This is a genomic window from Agrobacterium salinitolerans, assembly GCF_027498475.1.
GTDB classification, from domain to species: Bacteria; Pseudomonadota; Alphaproteobacteria; order Rhizobiales; family Rhizobiaceae; genus Agrobacterium; species Agrobacterium salinitolerans.
In genome coordinates this window covers 120,922-137,133 of record NZ_JAPZLN010000004.1, presented here as the reverse complement: position 1 = coordinate 137,133, position 16,212 = coordinate 120,922, and the positions used below count along the sequence as shown (strand labels likewise).

At 58.6% G+C, this 16,212-nt stretch carries 14 protein-coding genes; 4 read left to right on the top strand and 10 right to left on the bottom strand.

All coding sequences use genetic code 11. The annotated features are described in order from the left end of the window. Positions 1-235: 235 nt before the first annotated feature. Together O9X91_RS15860 and O9X91_RS15855 are read right to left on the bottom strand one after the other, a co-directional pair. Positions 236-1,471 (bottom strand): SGNH/GDSL hydrolase family protein, encoded by a 1,236-nt coding sequence (locus O9X91_RS15860; RefSeq protein WP_142913481.1) that lies wholly within the window; start codon positions 1,469-1,471, stop codon positions 236-238. Between the two features lie 65 nt (positions 1,472-1,536). Beyond that, positions 1,537-2,760: a lytic murein transglycosylase gene (locus O9X91_RS15855; protein ID WP_077983613.1), complete on the bottom strand. Its 1,224-nt coding sequence runs from the start codon at positions 2,758-2,760 to the stop codon at positions 1,537-1,539. Positions 2,761-2,955: 195 nt separating this feature from the next. Here O9X91_RS15855 and galU point away from each other — a divergent pair, with 195 nt between their 5' ends. Beyond that, the gene (gene galU / locus O9X91_RS15850; RefSeq protein ID WP_077983509.1) at positions 2,956-3,843 is read left to right on the top strand and encodes a UTP--glucose-1-phosphate uridylyltransferase GalU; all 888 of its coding nucleotides are present in this window, start codon (positions 2,956-2,958) and stop codon (positions 3,841-3,843) included. A gap of 59 nt (positions 3,844-3,902) precedes the next feature. Here the strand turns inward: galU and uppP are convergent, their stop codons facing one another. Beyond that, a complete protein-coding gene (gene uppP / locus O9X91_RS15845; RefSeq protein ID WP_142913480.1) occupies positions 3,903-5,402 on the bottom strand; it encodes a polysaccharide biosynthesis protein UppP in 1,500 nt (499 codons plus the stop codon). 419 nt (positions 5,403-5,821) lie between these two features. On the opposite strand from uppP, the gene O9X91_RS15840 reads away from it, so the two are divergent. Both O9X91_RS15840 and O9X91_RS15835 read left to right on the top strand, forming a co-directional pair. Next, positions 5,822-6,187 carry a PAS domain-containing protein gene (locus O9X91_RS15840; protein ID WP_137411377.1) on the top strand — a complete coding sequence of 122 codons (366 nt, stop codon included), beginning with the start codon at positions 5,822-5,824 and terminating at the stop codon, positions 6,185-6,187. Positions 6,188-6,298: 111 nt separating this feature from the next. Then, positions 6,299-7,294, top strand: coding sequence for a KpsF/GutQ family sugar-phosphate isomerase (locus O9X91_RS15835; protein ID WP_137411378.1), 996 nt, complete (start codon positions 6,299-6,301; stop codon positions 7,292-7,294). Between the two features lie 20 nt (positions 7,295-7,314). On the opposite strand, the gene O9X91_RS15830 is transcribed toward O9X91_RS15835, so the two are convergent. The 6 genes from O9X91_RS15830 to O9X91_RS15805 form a co-directional block, all read right to left on the bottom strand. After that, positions 7,315-7,779 (bottom strand): NfeD family protein, encoded by a 465-nt coding sequence (locus O9X91_RS15830; RefSeq protein WP_077983505.1) that lies wholly within the window; start codon positions 7,777-7,779, stop codon positions 7,315-7,317. Between the two features lie 2 nt (positions 7,780-7,781). After that, positions 7,782-8,831 carry an SPFH domain-containing protein gene (locus O9X91_RS15825; RefSeq protein WP_142913571.1) on the bottom strand — a complete coding sequence of 350 codons (1,050 nt, stop codon included), beginning with the start codon at positions 8,829-8,831 and terminating at the stop codon, positions 7,782-7,784. A gap of 57 nt (positions 8,832-8,888) precedes the next feature. Continuing rightward, positions 8,889-9,923: a ferrochelatase gene (gene hemH / locus O9X91_RS15820; protein ID WP_077983503.1), complete on the bottom strand. Its 1,035-nt coding sequence runs from the start codon at positions 9,921-9,923 to the stop codon at positions 8,889-8,891. A 353-nt stretch (positions 9,924-10,276) separates the two neighbouring features. Continuing rightward, positions 10,277-12,223, bottom strand: coding sequence for a 5'-nucleotidase C-terminal domain-containing protein (locus tag O9X91_RS15815; protein WP_269827092.1), 1,947 nt, complete (start codon positions 12,221-12,223; stop codon positions 10,277-10,279). Positions 12,224-12,439: 216 nt separating this feature from the next. Beyond that, positions 12,440-12,814: an outer membrane lipoprotein Omp10 gene (gene omp10 / locus O9X91_RS15810; protein WP_077983501.1), complete on the bottom strand. Its 375-nt coding sequence runs from the start codon at positions 12,812-12,814 to the stop codon at positions 12,440-12,442. Positions 12,815-12,963: 149 nt separating this feature from the next. Beyond that, positions 12,964-14,409 (bottom strand): homospermidine synthase, encoded by a 1,446-nt coding sequence (locus O9X91_RS15805; protein ID WP_269833603.1) that lies wholly within the window; start codon positions 14,407-14,409, stop codon positions 12,964-12,966. A 258-nt stretch (positions 14,410-14,667) separates the two neighbouring features. On the opposite strand from O9X91_RS15805, the gene O9X91_RS15800 reads away from it, so the two are divergent. Beyond that, complete coding sequence (locus O9X91_RS15800) at positions 14,668-15,576, top strand: sensor domain-containing diguanylate cyclase (protein ID WP_142913476.1); 909 nt, start codon at positions 14,668-14,670, stop codon at positions 15,574-15,576. On the opposite strand, the gene O9X91_RS15795 is transcribed toward O9X91_RS15800, so the two are convergent. Continuing rightward, on the bottom strand, positions 15,573-16,208 hold the full coding sequence (locus O9X91_RS15795; protein ID WP_077983498.1) for an aminotransferase class IV family protein: 636 nt from the start codon (positions 16,206-16,208) through the stop codon (positions 15,573-15,575). The genes O9X91_RS15800 and O9X91_RS15795 overlap by 4 nt on opposite strands. Positions 16,209-16,212: the final 4 nt, after the last annotated feature.

Sequence of the window (16,212 nt, the reverse complement as noted above, 5' to 3'; positions counted from 1 at the left end):
TATTGTCCGGTATCCCTTCCGGGAAGGGGCGCGGCGAAAGGCAAAAACGTCGACGCCGCTCGCGCTAAGGACAAGCGAGGCGTCGCCGCCAAATCGATGTCGCCATGCAAAAAAAAGGGACTGGGGCTGGCGGATGGCCAACTCCGCATTCCTGCAAAGCTGTACCTATCCTGTCATGTGCGGATTGCCTAAACATTACGCCCGCTGCGGGGCGGTCGGGCCGCTCCGAAAGCCTCTATTGTTTTGTCTGCGCGGTATCGGGCGCCACACGATAGTCATCGATACGGCCTGCCGGCGCATCGGCCATCTCGCCGCGCTTGGTCAACCTTTCGCGTGGCGATTCCACCACGGAGACGCGTGTCGGCCCGGCGGCCAAAGGCGCATCGCCTAACAGCTTGTCGCCGCCGTCGAGATTGGGATCGGTGAGACTGATAGGCTGGGTGCGCACCTGCCCGGCATCGATGCCGAGTGCGGGCAGGGAGGTAAGTGCCGGTAGATTGCTGCCGTCCAGTTTCACAAGGTCCGGTCCGGCGCTATCGAGGTGTCTGCGCACGAATTTCTCAACGTAAAATGCAAGCTTGCGTTTGCCGGCCTGGGTCATGCCTATGCCATCAGCCTCGCGCAGGCGGGCCTGTTGGCCGTTCATGTCGTAACCGGTAATGACGAATTTTCCCGCCTCATCGACGAAACCGTCCCAGACGTCCACGAATTCACCGCCATATTTTTCGACATGGCTGCGATAAAGCCGGTTGAAACCGACAAGATCGGCCGAAAGCGACGGCGACTGGAAGGCAGGCAGGCCGACCCACAGCAGCGGCGCCTTCTGGCGTCCGGCAAGCGCCAGCAGCTCGTCGATCCGCCGTTCATATTCCTTGAACCAGACCTCCGTGCCGAACTTTTCCCTGGTGTCGCCGATCTGCATCTGCTGGCGATCGTTCGATCCGATCATGATGACAATGGTAGCCGGATTGGTTTCGCTGATAAACTGCGGAAGGTTTTTGAACCAGTCGTAATAATCGGTACGCACGAGGCCGGAGGAGCCGTTGGCACGCACATCGACGGCGATTGCAGGCGAATTGGCAAAGGCATTGACCAGTTCGTCCCCCATGCCGCCGGCGAGAAAATCGCCTATGACCAGAACGCGCCGCGCATTTTCAAGCTTGGCGGCTGGCTCCGGCTTTGCGGTCCGCATCTGAACCACCGAGGGCGCTTTTCTGGCGGGTTGGGGGCGGGTGACCGATCTTTCGCGCGGAGCAGACGGAAAGTCGCGGCGGTTGCGGGGCTGGTAGTCGCGCCCGGATCCGCCGTCGCGGCCCACCGGTTTGCCAAAGAGCATTTCAAACAGTGTACGCCGTTGCTCCTGTGCAAAGCTTTCGGAAGGAACGAGCGGCACGGTAAGGACGGCTGAAAGAAGGACGGCCGAGAAACGCCAGCCGGTTCTTCCGTTTTTCACCTGAGGCTTCCCACTCATCACATCAACCCTTCCGGATATTTCGGCGGCGTTTCTTGATAGCCGCCGAATTCACCGGCACATTATCAATTACGCAAGGCTCTCAGCAACCGCTGCGACGGCTGGCCATCGGTTTCCATACCCATGCGCGACTGGATGGCGCTGATTGCGGCTTTCGACCCGGAGCCGAAGTTCCCATCGACCTCACCGTTATAATAGCCGAGTTCCTTCATGCGGGTCTGCAGCTCGAATTTTTCGCGAATATCCAGCGTCCCATCGGGGCGTGGCCACTTCTGCTGCATACCGCCATAACCGGCGATCTCATCCGCAAGCAGGCCGACGGCGAGCGCATAGCTGTCGGAGGCGTTGTATTTCTTGATGGTGAAGAAGTTTTTCATCATCAGGAAACCGGGGCCGTTTGCCCCGCCCTGCAACTTCAGCATGGCGCGATCGGATCCGCGGGTGAAGTTCTTGCCGTTCGGGCGGGTGAAGCCAAGCTTCGCCCATTCCGCAATGGTCTTGGTCTGCCCTTCATAACGGGCGCCGCCACGCGGAACGGCGGTTTCATAACCCCAGGTCCGTCCGGGCTGCCAGCCGTTCTTGGAAAGCAGATTGGCCGCGGTCGCCAGCGCGTCCGGAATGGAGCGCCAGATGTCGCGCTTGCCGTTGCCATCCGCATCCACCGCATAAAGCAGGTAGCTGGTCGGGATGAACTGGGTATGACCCATCGCGCCCGCCCAGGAGCCCGTCAGCTGTTTCGGCGTCACATCGCCCGCCTGGAGAATCTTCAAAGCGGCGATCAATTGCGTGCGCGCGAATTTGGCGCGTTTGGGGTCGGAATAGCCGAGTGTTGCCAGCGCCTGCGGAATATTGTGCAGCCGCTCAGGCTTTTCGAGAACCGCACCGTAATTCGATTCCATCGACCAGATGGCCAGAATGATATGCTTGTCGACATTGAAGTTACGCTCGATCCAGTTGAGGGTCGTTGCGTGCTTCATCTTCATCTCGCGGCCGATCCGCACTGTATACGGATTGACGCGGGAATCGAGATAGTCCCAGATTTGCGTGGTGAATTCCGGCTGGAAGGTGGCCTTGCGCAGCGCGTCGGGATCCGGCTCGCTGACACCGGCAAAGGCCTTCTGATATGTCGCTCTGCTAATGCCTTCTTTTGCGGCTGTTGCGTAGAACTGGTTGATCCACTGACGGAATCCTTGATCGGCGCGGGCCGAAACGGGCGCCAGCGAGATTGCCAGGCCTGCAACCACCATGCAGCCGAATTTGCGGACATCGGAAAGGATCATCTTTGTCATCGTCTGTCTTTCGTTCTCTCGAATGTCATTTCGATTGCGAAAACGCATCGGGCGTCATCATGGATAACAAAAGAACGTCAACAAATTCTTTACCATTAATAGATGGTAGCGTCACCCTTTACAAAACGTTGTTATTTTTGAAATAACAACAGCGTGCGGGGATTGTGATCAAGCTTTATCTCTCAGGAGGGATATGTGGTAGAACAGAAGAAAATTCGGAAGGCCGTATTTCCGGTCGCGGGTCTCGGCACGCGTTTCCTGCCCGCAACCAAGGCGGTTCCGAAAGAAATGCTCACCGTCGTCGACAAGCCGGTCATTCAATATGTCGTCGATGAGGCGGCGGAAGCGGGCATTGAGCATTTTGTATTTGTCACCGGCCGCGGCAAGGCGGTGATCGAAGATTATTTTGATATTCAATTTGAACTCGAACAGATGCTGCGCGAGCGCAACAAGAATGCCGAGCTGACATTGCTGGCCGGCCTTCTGCCCAAGGCGGGCACCGCGAGCTTCACCCGCCAGCAGGTGCCGCTTGGTCTCGGCCATGCGGTCTGGTGCGCCCGCGATATCGTCGGCGACGAGCCTTTCGCCGTGCTTTTGCCCGACATGATCATGCATTCGCAGAAAAGCTGCCTGAAGGGCATGGTCGAACTATACGACCAGACCCAGGGCAACGTCATCGCGGTGCAGGAATGCGCTCCCGATCAGACGCATAAATACGGTATCGTCGGCGTGGGTGACGCCGTGGGCGAAGGTTTCAAGATCACGGAAATGGTCGAAAAGCCGGCCAAGGGTACGGCGCCGTCGAATTTCTATATCAACGGCCGTTACATCCTTCAGCCCGAGATTTTCGACATTCTCGAAAATCAGGAGCGTGGCGCCGGCAACGAAATCCAGCTGACGGACGGCATGCTGACGCTTGCCAAATCACAGCAGTTCTCCGGCTATCATTTCCGCGGCCAGACCTTCGACTGCGGCGCCAAGGATGGTTTCATTCTTGCCAACGTCGCTTTCGCGCTGGAGCGTGGCGATATTCGCCCTGCGATCGAAGAGCCGATCAAGGCCCTGATCGACGGGCTGAAGTAATCCACCAGAACAGAAACGGGATCCCGGCCTCAGCGCCGGGATTTCTTTTTGGCCGAAGCCTATCGCTTGAGGACAAGTCCTGCGCCGACACGTAGCTCGCTGCTGTCATAAACCGGTGTCCACTGGTAGCTGACGTCCGCCGTCAGGTCGAGATAGCGGTTCAACCCCCAGGTCAGGCCGGCGCCTGCGGTATATTCAACGGCATTTTCCATGTCTGAAGAGGGGAATGTGCGATGCACGACCTGTCCCGTCAGGCGGGCAACGAGGTTGCTGCGCAATTCGTGGGTCAGGCCGGCATCCAACCGATAGGAAACCCAGCCGCCCTGTGGTCCGCCGGCGAAGTCCTCTATCGTCGTGCGCAGACCGAGATTGACGTTCGTGCCGCGCTGGGGTGACCAGTTGAGCTCGCCATCCAGCGTCAATGCGCCGATCGAGGCAAGGCGATCGTCGTCATATTGCTTGCGCAAATAACCGATGGCGGCCTCGCCGCGGGTCTTCTCGCCAAGATCGACTTCCGCGCCGACCTTCGCCCCATAGGCATTGGAGGAACGGGCATAGCCGGAATTGTCGAGACGCCTGTCATATTTGGTCGTCCCGGCATTCAGTTCCAGGAAGGGGATGAGCGCCGGCGACAACTCATAACCGATGCGTCCACGCAGGTTCGCGCCGTTCTGATCGCGGTCGCTGAGGCTGATCGGCCGGCCGTCGATGCCTTTCGCATCCGTATAGACCGTGCGCGACAGATCGAGCGCCGCCAGGCCGCGCAGCTTGCCGAAATCCCGCTCTATCGACGCGCCGGTGGTGAAGCGGTGCTCACCGCCCTGCACGGCAGCGCCGGTGAGAGCATTGGGGTCCGTCGTGTCCTCGCGGCTGAATTCATAACCGGCCTTGAGATTGGCCGTCGTTTCTTCACCGAGATCGAGGCGTAGATCGGCCTCTATCCTTGCCCGGGGCTCTTCGCCGTCCTTGTCGCTGCCGAAGTTCCTCTCCCAGGCCCCGTCGCCCGTCACCGTCAAAGCATGACGGGACCAGTCGCTGGTGAGCGTGCCCCGTATGCCTGTCGTCAGATAGTTGCGTCTGGAGGGGCCGCCGGTATTCGTCTGCTTTTCCGTATTGATCGTCTGGCTGATTGACGGTCGCAGCAGGAACGTGCCGAGCCGGATGCCGGGCGTCTGTCCGGGTTCGGTCGCTATCCGTGGGTTTTCGCCACCGTCTACCGTCGGCTCATAGGGGTTTTCGGCCTCGGCAGAGGGTTGGCTTGCGTCGTCCTGCTGTTCGTAAATAGGATCGCCGGGATTGGTGGAGGGACGCCAGAGTTGTGGTGCGGGCGTGGTCGTAGCTGTGGCCGTGACAGCGCCAGTGCTCACCCCGCTGTCCGTTGCCGGTGTGGGTGAAGCTGCTCCGTCGACGGCAGAAGCGGCGCCCGGCAAGACAGGTATGGCTGTCGTTGCAGTCTGCGCGAAGACGCTTCCCTGCGGGTAAAAAATCGTGCAGGCGAGCAGCAGGGTTGCTGCTTTCCGCGACGTCGGCAGACGTGTGGCGGCGCCTTTCACGTTCATTCCTTTTCACCCGGCGAGTTTGGCCGATGCCGGATCGAAGGGCCACCAAGACATCTCCTCAGGCCCGATGAGTAATAGGCCGATGAAATGACGTGAAGAAACCAGGGACCAGACAGGCGACGCAAGTTTTAACATCGCTTTAACAATAGGTTTTTTATGGTTAACAGTTGATAAACATCGCCGGGATTTCGGTGTTATGGTAGGAGCGCAAAGCCAACGGCGCCGATCATCAGGCCCGGTGGGACGATTTCACCCGTCACCATGACTGGAAGAAAATGGTCAAGAATGCAAAATATTCCTAATATGAGAAGATTAAAACGTTTCAATTTGGTGCGGAATCGCCCTATGGTTTATGTGGGCTGATCTTCTATTGCCCAGCAAGTGGTATTGAATTTTATTTTGTGTGACAGCATCGTTTCATGAATCCGGTTTTGAACACCAAGCAGCTCGGTTTTTATTGTTGGGATATTACCAATGACCGTTTCTATCTAGACGAAGTATGTGCCAAACTCTTTGGGATTCCGCTGCGACAGGCAATGCAGGGGATCAGCATTTTTCAGATGCTTGAAAAAGTGGATCTCGATCATCGAAACCGCGTGATCGAATCGGCATTGATCACCCTGAAGGCCGCAAGTTTTTATAATCAGGAATACGCCGTGCGCCGCAGCGACGGCTCGGTCTCATGGGTAAGGACGCTCGGGCGGTATCTGGTCGACGAGGAAAACATCCCCTTCAAACGGCTTGGAACGATGGAGGAGATTTCTCCGCCGGATCGGCGTCATTGACGAGGCGCCGCTTTACCGAAACCGTTGGAGATTTTCGGGCGGTATCTACTAAAACCCTGCGCCCGCCGGTGAAGAGTGGACTTATTTCGGTTGAAAGAGTAACAGTCGGCCATGATTACACGCGCCGTCAAATTGGTCGAAGACAACGCCATCGAATCCGCCGTGCGGACGATCTCAATGGAGCGGGCTGGCCTTGCCGCCCTCGAGGATGCTCTGAGGAACGGTCTTTCTGACCCATTCTGCAAGGCGATCGAGACCATCGGCCAGTCGAATGGCCGTCTCATCATTACCGGGGTCGGAAAAAGCGGCCATATAGGCGCAAAACTTGCCGCCACCTTCGCTTCCACCGGCACGCCCGCCTTTTTTGTGCATGCGGCTGAGGCCAATCACGGCGATCTCGGCATGATCGGCGGCGATGATGTGGTACTGGCCATTTCCAAGGGTGGTGAAAGCGCTGAATTGCGCAGCATCATCAATTATTCCCGCCGTTTCTCGATTCCGCTGATCGCGCTCACCTGTTCGGAAAATTCATCGCTGGCGCGGGCTTCCGACATCGTGCTGCTGGTTCCCAATGAGCAGGAAGCCTGCCCGCTCGGCCTTGCGCCGACGACCTCTACGTTGATGCAGCTTGCGCTGGGCGATGCCCTGGCCGTTGCGCTGCTGGAGGCGCGCAATTTCACTGCGGGTGACTTCAAGGTGTTCCATCCCGGCGGCAAGCTTGGGGCGAGCCTGACGCTGGTCGGCGATATCATGCATACGGGCGATCGCGTGCCGCTGGTCAACAAGGGAACGGCCATGCCGGAAGCAGTCGGTGTTCTCTCGCGCAAGCATTTTGGCTGTGTCGGCGTTCTGGACGAGGATGGCCGCCTGTGCGGCATCGTCACCGAGGGCGATATGGCGCGCAACCTGTCGCGCAACCTCGCCGAGATGACGGTCGATGACATCATGACCCGCACGCCGAAAACCGTCAAAAAATCCGTGCTGGCGACCAGTGCGCTGGCGACGCTGGAAAAATTCCACATTGGCGCGCTGATTGTCATCGATGAGGATAACCGGCCCATTGGGCTGGTGCATTTCCACGATCTCTTGAGAATTGGCGTGGCTTGAAGCCGTCGCCGATCTTGAACTTATCGGTCTAGCGGCTCGATTGTCAGCGTGCGTCCGCGTGCGGAAGCTATTCTTACCCGGGTGCCGGCCGGCAGGTCTTCGCCGTTGACCGGCCACCATGTGTCGTCCAGCCTGATCCGGCCACGCCCTTCGACAATCGGTTCCTGAAGGGTCGCGGTGCGTCCGACAAGGCTTGCCTCCCGCTGGTTGAGGAAGGGTTCGTCGCTTGCAGCCCGGTTTCTTCCGAAATATTTCCGGCCGAGCAGGGCGAAAACGATGGAGAGCGCGGCAAACAGCACCAACTGCAATTGCCAGGCCCAGAATGCAGCATCCCACAAAAGCAGCGAGACCGCGCCGATAACCAGCGCGGCGAGGCCGATCCAGATCAAGAACACGCCGGGAGCGATGAGTTCGGCGGCCAGAAGCACGAAGGCGACGATCCACCAGCTCCACGGCCCCAGCTCAGTGGCAAGCTGTTGTAACATCGTCATTTCTCCGACGAAGAACCGAATGGATTACCAGGGACCGTGACGTTGATGCTCTGGCCGGAGGGTCGCGTCGGCGGCACGGAGCGGGACGCCGTGGAGGTGGCAGGCGCAGTCGGTGCGTCGCCCCTTTCGCCGAAAACCTCTTTCGCAATCGTGCCGATACCGCCGAGGGAACCGATCAGCGCCGAAGCCTCCATCGGCATCAGCACGATTTTGGAATTCTTCGCGGTGCCGATCTCGGCGAGCGCCTCGGTGTATTTCTGGGCGACAAAATAGTTGATGGCGTGGACATTGCCGGCGGCAATGGCTTCCGAGACCATGCGGGTGGCGTTGGCCTCGGCCTCGGCCAGACGTTCGCGCGCCTCGGCGTCGCGGAACGCCGCCTCGCGTTGGCCTTCGGCCTCAAGAATGGCGGATTGCTTTGCGCCTTCCGCGCGCAGAATCTGGGCGTTGCGGGCGCCTTCGGCTTCCAGCACCTGTGCGCGTTTTTCGCGCTCCGCCTTCATCTGCCGGGCCATGGAATCGACGAGATCCTTCGGCGGCGCGATGTCCTTGATTTCGATGCGGGTGACCTTGATACCCCATGGCCCGACGGCCTCATCGACCACGCGCAGCAGGCGATCGTTGATGGCGTCACGGTTCGACAGCAACTCGTCGAGGTCCATCGAGCCCATCACCGAGCGGATATTGGTCATGGTAAGGTTCTGGATGGCGTTTTCCAGATTGGCGATCTGATAGGCGGCCTGCGCGGCGTTCAAAACCTGGTAGAAGGCCACCGCATCGGCAGAAACGCTGGCATTGTCGCGGGTAATGACTTCCTGGGTGGCGATATCCAGCACCTGTTCCATCACATTCATGCGGGCGCCGATACGCTCGAAGAAGGGTATGATCAGGTTAAGGCCCGGTTCGAGCGTGCGGGTATAACGCCCGAAACGTTCAACCGTGTAGCGATATCCCTGCGGCACGGTCTTGATGCCGGCAAACAGCACCAGAATGACCAGAACCACTGCCGCCAGCACGACGATATCGAAACCGCCCAATGCAATCATCACTTTTCCTCCAGATCAGAACCATGCGGGTTTTAGCCCGGCTTCGTTATGGCAAGATTACACCCACCCTTGCAACTCCCGTCTCACAACCTTTTCGAGAACATTCATGCCCTCGGCACTGTCGTTCAGGCAGGGAATATGGGTAAATTTCTCTCCGCCATTATGCAGGAAAATCTCGCCCGCTTCACCGGCGATTTCTTCCAGTGTCTCAAGACAATCCGAAACGAAGCCGGGATTCATCACGGCGATGCGCTTGACGCCTTCCGACGCCAGCTTTTCCACGGTCTTGTCGGTATAGGGCTGCAACCATTCCTCCGGCCCGAAACGCGACTGGAAGGTGATCATGAAATTTTTCTCTGTACGCCCCAGCGCCTCGCGCAGCAGCCGGGCGGTTTTCTGGCAGTGACAATAATAAGGATCGCCTTTTTTGAAATAGGATTGCGGAATGCCGTGGAATGACGTGATCAGCATTTCCGGTTCCCAGTCCAGCGTCGCCAGATGGTTTTTCACCGAGGCGGCAAGCGCCTCGATATAGGCCGGATCGTCATGATATGGCGGGACGGTGCGGATGGCTGGTTGCCAGCGCAGCTTCATCAGGTGTTCGAAAGCCTTGTCGTTCACAGTTGCCGTCGTCGACGCAGCATATTGCGGATAAAGCGGGAAGAGCAGGATTTTTTCGCAGCCCAGTTCCTTCAGCGCGTCGATCCTCGAGGCGATGGAGGGCTGGCCGTAACGCATGCCCCAGTCGACCACAACATTTGGCAGGTCTTTCAGCGCTTCCGCCAGCAACTCGCCCTGGCTGCGTGTATAGGTGCGCAGATAGCTTTCGTTGCGCTCGTGGTTCCAGATTTCCTCATAGGCCTTGCCGACTTTCTGCGGGCGCTTGTTGAGGACAATGCCGTAAAGGATCGGATACCAGTAGAGACGCGACCATTCGATTACCCGCTTGTCGCTCAGGAATTCCGCCAGATAACGGCGCATCGACCAATAATCCGTACCGTCAGGCGTGCCGAGATTGACCAGCAGGACGCCGACCTTGCCAAATGCCGTGCGGGGATGGTTTGCGGGGAGTGCGGATAGTTCTGTCGCCATGAATGACACCCTGAAACTCTGACTGTTTGCGTGAGGAGCGGTTCGTTCCGGATAAGGGCTGAAACGCTCCATCTTCTGTTGATGCGCGCCGAACGCCAACCGCGGCGGGGTTTGGGCCGACGATGCCCGAGCTATACGCTCGTGCGGTCAATTCGTTCACGTGTTCTAGACGAAATTTTTCAGGATTAAACTACCGGTGAAGGCTATTTCCCGGGGGGAGAAAGCCACGCGCGGTCCCTTGCAAAAATTTGATCCGTAACGGTTTGTTTTAAAAGGAAAATAGGAAGCCGACCCCGATATCCGAGGGCCGGCTTCCTGTCTGCGGCAAATTGCCCTGTCTGTTCCCGTTCGGCTTATTGAGCCGGCAGTTCCAGTTCCTCACCGATCTCGATGTGGTTCGGATGCTTCAGCGTGTTTGCCTTGGCAATTCTGCTCCAGAGAGCGCCGTCGCCATATTTCTCCGCTGCGATCTTCCAGAGCGAGTCGCCCTTTTCAACGACATATTTGCTGGCGGCAGCAGCGGTTGCGGCGGGCGTCGTCGTGGCCGGTGCCGTGGCGGCCGGTACTGTGGGAGCAGGTGCAGTGGCGGCGGGTGCCGCGGGAGCGGGGGCCGGTGTGGTGGCCGGCGCAGGTGCGGTTGCGGCCGGCGCGGGTGCCGCAGGCTTTGCCGGAGCGACATAACCGGCAGGCGTCACTTCGCTGATGCGGCCATCCGTGTAGGGCTTATAGGGGCTGTTGGCGGTGATGTAGGCCGCAACGGCTTCCTCAAGGTTGGGGCCGAAGTCATAGGCGTTGACTGCCTTGGTCGCAAAGACCTTGAAGCCGTCGCCGCCGGTGCGTACGTAATTATTGGCCGCGACGATATATGTCTTGGCGGGGTCGAGAGGCACGAAGGCGTCGCCTTCCTTGACCTCGACCGAAACGACCCGGCTGCCGGCCGGCTTGGAGCGGTCGAAGGAATATTTCAGGCCGGAAACCTGCATGAAACGACCGGCGCCGTCGTCGATCTGGCTGACGCCGTTTTCGAGAGCGGCGCGAATATCCTCGCCCTTCAGCTGAAAGGTCGCGACCGTGTTCTGGAATGGCAGAACCGTCAGCACTTCGCCCATGGAGACATCGCCGGCATCGATGGAGGAGCGCAGGCCGCCGCTATTGGCGAAAGCGATGGTCACGCCCTGATCCTTGACGCGGGCGAGCGTCGCATCGGCCACCAGATTCCCCATGGAGCATTCCTTCACACGGCAAACCTTGCGGTCTCCCTCGATCGGGCCTTCCGAGGAGCCGACGACCTTCGATTTCAGAGTCTCGATCGGCGCCTTCAACTCATCGATGCGCTTTAGCGTGGCTTCATCGGGCTTGAAGGAGGAGTCGATCAGGATGGGATCGCCCTTGCTTTCCTTGACCACGCCGCTGTCGTCGAAGACCACTTTGAGGTCGCCCAGATATTTGCTGTACTGCCCGGCCTGAACGACCGGAACCTTGTAGCCACCGGGATTGTCGACGAGGGTCGGATAGGGGCCTTCGGCCTTCTGGTCGGTGTTAGAAAGCAGCGTATGTGTGTGGCCGCCGACCACGACGTCGACGTCAGGGATTTTGGCGATGAATTCGAGATCGCGCGGATAGCCGACATGGGTGAGGGCGATGATCTTGTCGACGCCGTCCTGCTTCAGCTTTTGCACCTGCTCGCTGATTTTCGCCACATCTTCGGCGATGGTGATATTGGGACCGGGCGTTGCCAGTTCTGCCGTATCGTTGGCGACAGCGCCGACAATCCCGATTTTCTGTCCGCCGACTTCGAGCACGATGGACGGCTTGACGCGGTCACCGATTTTCGAGGCGGCGGTGGCCACCACATTGGCGGTCACGACGGGGAACTGCACCTTGTCGAGGAAGCCGGCAAGCCCGTCTTCGCTGTCGTCGAACTCATGGTTGCCCACGGTCATGGCGTCGAACTTCATGGCGTTCAGAACTTCCGCTTCCACGGTGCCCTTGTAGGTGGTGTAGAACAATGATCCCTGGAAATTGTCGCCGGCATTGAGCAGGAGGACGTTCTTGCCTGCGGCCTTCAGGGCGTCACGGGTCTGATTGATTGCGGTCAGAAGGCGGGCGGCGCCTCCGAAGCATTCGTTTTTGCCTTCTTCCTCCGCCGAGCAGGTCGAGTCGAACTTGTTGATCGATTCGATACGGGAGTGAAAATCGTTGATGTGAAGAATGTTGAGCTCGTAATCGGCTAGAGCCGCTCCGGCAGAAAGCGTTATCGCCGAAACGCTCAGCATGCCCAGTCCCAAAATTTTCTTCATGGTCCCTCTCTCCTGTTCAAAGCGGAAGCCCGGGCCGGTCGATCATCCTCCAGCCGTGCTCATTTCCTAATCTGAAATCATGTCAGTCTTTCAAAGCGCGATGTTTCCATTTAGCGGCAATCGCCGCAAGCGAAATTATGACGGGTGCGCAATAAACGAAAACGCACGCTCAAGGCGTGCGTTTTAGAAGATCATCTTTTTGAAAAGATAACGTTATCAGCCCTGGCGCGTTAGCGAGAACTGGCTGTTCGTATCCGTCGTGCAGTTCAATTGTGACGGGGAGACGAGGGCGCAGTTTACGCGCGACTGCGTGTTGCGCACCAGCGAGGTCATGTTGATTTCGTAAAGCGTCGGCGAAATCGTGACATAGGTGCCGGAGGCCAGAAGCGTGTTGGTGTCGGTCGAACGGGTGGAGAAGGCGCCGTTCTGGAAGGTCGATACGATGCCGTTACGGTCGATCCAGCGACCGTCGACGGCCGGGCCGCGGGAAAGCGAAGGCGCCATCGAGGACTGCTGCGAGGGTCCCGGCGCGACGCATGAAGACACCGCTATGGCGGCTGAAAGCAAAGCAGCGCTTGTCTTGAAGTTCATGAGCCTGTTCTCCTGCGATTCGATGAAACTTTCTATGCTTCGACCATGCCGTGAAGCGTTTCTTATTTCAAGGCAACGTTGCTCGCTCTCCCCGGTTCCTGACGTCATTCAGGAAAGCCTCTGCGTGACAAATATGAGACTCCGTCCCGTCAGCGCACGAGGATGTTGCGAAACTGCCAGGGGTCGGACGTATCGATGTTGTCGGGAAACAGGCCGGGGCGGCCATCGGTCGGTTTCCAGTCGGTATAATGGCCCTCCACAGGTCCGAGATAGGGGCGCTGCACCTCGAGACAACGGCGGTAATCCATTTCATCCGCCTCGACGATGCCGGCTTCAGGATTTTCGATTGCCCAGACCATGCCGGCCAGAACCGCGGAACTGACCTGCAATCCGGTGGCATTCTGGCTGGGCGCAAGCAAACGCGCCTCCTGCAGGCTCAACCGAGACCCATACCAATAGGCATTCCTGTCATGGCCATAAAGAAGAACGCCGAGTTCATCGGCGCCGTCGACAAGCTCGTCTTCGGTAAGCACATGCTGGATGGGCTGAGGGGTGCCGCCATTGCCGAAAAGTTCATGCAGGGAAAGAATGGCGTCGTTGCAGGGATGATAGGCATAATGGCAGGTCGGCCGATACGTCACGTCGCCATCATCGTTGCGGACGGTGAAATAGTCGGAAATCGAAATCGCTTCGTTATGCGTGACGAGAAATCCATATTGCGGACCCAGACCCGGACACCATGTCCGCACCCGCGTATTGGCGCCGGGCTGGTCGAGATAGATCGCCGCCTTGCTTCCCTTTTTCTGTTTTTTCGCGTTTTTCGGCATCCAGTTTTCATGTGTTCCCCAGCCGAGTTCGGCGGGCTGAAAACCCTCCGCGATAAAACCTTCAACGGACCATGTGTTCCAGAAAGCGCCGAAGGGCTTGGGTTCCTTCGCCCGCTGGGTGTCGCGTTCGGCCACGTGAACGCCTTTGACTCCAAGCCGCTTCATCAGCTTTGCCCAGCCCTCCCGGTCATGTGGCTGTGGCTCCTCGATGTCGTGGCCGGTATCCTTGGCGAGATTGACGAGCGCCTGTTTCACGAACCAGGACACCATGCCCGGATTGGCGCCGCAGGTGGAAACCGCCGTCGTTCCGCCCGGCTTGCGCGTCCTTTCCTTCAACATGGTCTCGCGTAGCGAATAGTTGGTACGGGCCGCATTGTCGGCATCGGCGTCGAAATAAAACCCGGGCCAGGGTTCGACGACCGTGTCGATGTAAAGCATGCCATGCTTGCGGCAAATCCGCATCAGATCGACGGAGGCGGCATCGACCGAAAGATTGACGCAGAAGCCCTGGCCCTGAACGCCCTTGAGGAGCGGCTTCAAAATCTCGCGGTAATTTTCCTTGGTCAGATGCGTCTGGATATGGCGGATGTTCCTTTCGGCCAGAAAGGCGGCGATGTCCTCGCGCGGGTCGATGACGACGAGCCGGGTCCTGTCGAAATTGAAATGACGTTCGATCAACGGAAGAGTACCGCGCCCGATGGAGCCGAAGCCGATCATGATGATGGGGCCGTCAATATCGCCGTAAATCGGGTGGTTTGCATCCGTCATTCGTCAATTTTCCTTTTTCAGCCAATAAGTAAGCTAGATCACAAAAGCGTGCCACAATAAAGGGCAGGTGGATGACGGACATATGACGATGGTTATGACAGGACGGGCTCGGGCATCCTTTCCACCGCATTCTGCCTCTTCGCATTTTAGAGAGTGCGTTTATAATTAAGTTCTTCTTTTCCTCTCTATGTCCAAAGGCTTGGGGGCTTTGGCCGGATGACGACGGGGGAGTTTTCGCCATCGCAGGGGAGTTGCCCGTTGAATAATCTTATCGAGCGTGTCGCAGCGCTTCAGAGCGCCACCCCCGTTCTTATTGCCCTTTACGATTCCGAGGATCGGTTGCGCCATGCCAATCCGTCGTTTCGGGAAAGCTTTCAGCTTGCCGCCAACGATTTTCCGACCTGGGCGGACATCATGCGGTTGAACCATCGGCTGCGCAGCGGCGTCGTCGTCCGCAACAATGATTTCGAGGGGTGGCTGTTGTCGGCGCAATCCCGACGCGGCAAGCTGCCTTATCGCGCCTTTGAGATGGACATGTATGACGGCCGCTGGTTCTGGATGACGGAAACGGTGCAGCAGGATGGCTGGATGCTGTGTGTCGCAAGCGACGTTACCGAATTGCGCCAAGGTTACAGGACGCTAAGGCAGGACAGGGATCTGGCGGTGCGCGCCTCGCAGACGGATGAATTGACCGGGACTGCAAACCGCCGCTTCGTCTTCGCCAAGCTGGCTCTGCAGGTGGAACGGGTTGCCAAGGGGCTGGAAACGCCCTTTTGCCTGTGCACGCTCGATATCGATTTCTTCAAGCAGATCAACGATCGTTTCGGCCATAAATGCGGGGATGCGGTGCTTCGCGATTTCGTCGGCATCGCCCATTCCGTCATCCGGCGGGTGGATTGTTTCGGCAGGATCGGCGGCGAGGAATTCATGCTCGTCCTGCCGCGCAGCACGGTGGCCGAGGGCCGGGAGATCGTCGAACGGCTGCTGCAGAAGGTGCGTCTTTCGAGACCCCTCTCTGAATTCCCGGATTTTTCCTACAGCTGCTCGGCCGGGCTGACGGTGTATCGCGCACCGGAAAGCACGGATGATGTTTTCATGCGGGCGGATCAGGCTCTTTATGCGGCCAAGGACAAAGGCCGCGACCGGCTTCTGGCGGTGACTGCTTAGACGAGTTCCGCCGCAATCAATCCATGCAGCGAATTGCCGACGAAGAGTTTCCGGCCAGCAATGTCGTCCGGTTTCAGCGACTGTCCGCGCGCCCTGCGGTCGCGGATCAGATCGGCGCGCAGCACACCCGGCAGAATGCCGCTGTCGAGCGGCGGCGTCAGCAATTGCCCATCCGGCATTTCGACGAAAATGCTGGTCGACGATCCCTCGCACAACTCGCCGCGCTCGTTGAGGAGCAGAACCTCGTCGGCCTCTCCGGCTGAAAATTCGGCCCGGGCGGCGTCATAGGGCTCGCGGCGTGAGGACTTGTGACGATAGAAGGTGTCGGAAGAATCGAGCGTGGTCTGCCGGGCGATGCGAACCCGCCAGACGGTATCCTGCCGCAAGGGCTGGAAGTCGGCGGTTTCGACGTCGAGTTCGCCCTTGTAGTTCATGACCAGCCTGACGCAGAGCGGCTTTTCGCCGCCCACCTTCTTTTCCAGCACCTGAAGCGCATTGACCGGCGCGCGAAAACCGAGCGCGTCGGCCGAGCGCAGCAATCGGCGCATATGCTGGTCGATGCGCTGAAAGCCGGTCTGCGGCTCCCAGCGCAAGGTTTCCCTCAAGGTCAGATCGGCGGGTTTGCGTTTCATTACC

Bases quoted from the DNA above. Each gene is read 5' to 3' on its own strand.
- O9X91_RS15830 (WP_077983505.1), bottom strand. From the start codon at position 7,779: ATGTTACAACAGCTTGCCACTGAGCTGGGGCCGTGGAGCTGGTGGATC.
- O9X91_RS15835 (WP_137411378.1), top strand. From the start codon at position 6,299: ATGATTACACGCGCCGTCAAATTGGTCGAAGACAACGCCATCGAATCC.
- O9X91_RS15805 (WP_269833603.1), bottom strand. From the start codon at position 14,409: ATGACGGATGCAAACCACCCGATTTACGGCGATATTGACGGCCCCATC.
- O9X91_RS15795 (WP_077983498.1), bottom strand. From the start codon at position 16,208: ATGAAACGCAAACCCGCCGATCTGACCTTGAGGGAAACCTTGCGCTGG.
- O9X91_RS15855 (WP_077983613.1), bottom strand. From the start codon at position 2,760: ATGACAAAGATGATCCTTTCCGATGTCCGCAAATTCGGCTGCATGGTG.
- hemH (WP_077983503.1), bottom strand. From the start codon at position 9,923: ATGGCGACAGAACTATCCGCACTCCCCGCAAACCATCCCCGCACGGCA.
- uppP (WP_142913480.1), bottom strand. From the start codon at position 5,402: ATGAACGTGAAAGGCGCCGCCACACGTCTGCCGACGTCGCGGAAAGCA.
- O9X91_RS15860 (WP_142913481.1), bottom strand. From the start codon at position 1,471: ATGAGTGGGAAGCCTCAGGTGAAAAACGGAAGAACCGGCTGGCGTTTC.
- O9X91_RS15815 (WP_269827092.1), bottom strand. From the start codon at position 12,223: ATGAAGAAAATTTTGGGACTGGGCATGCTGAGCGTTTCGGCGATAACG.
- O9X91_RS15840 (WP_137411377.1), top strand. From the start codon at position 5,822: ATGAATCCGGTTTTGAACACCAAGCAGCTCGGTTTTTATTGTTGGGAT.
- O9X91_RS15825 (WP_142913571.1), bottom strand. From the start codon at position 8,831: ATGATTGCATTGGGCGGTTTCGATATCGTCGTGCTGGCGGCAGTGGTT.
- omp10 (WP_077983501.1), bottom strand. From the start codon at position 12,814: ATGAACTTCAAGACAAGCGCTGCTTTGCTTTCAGCCGCCATAGCGGTG.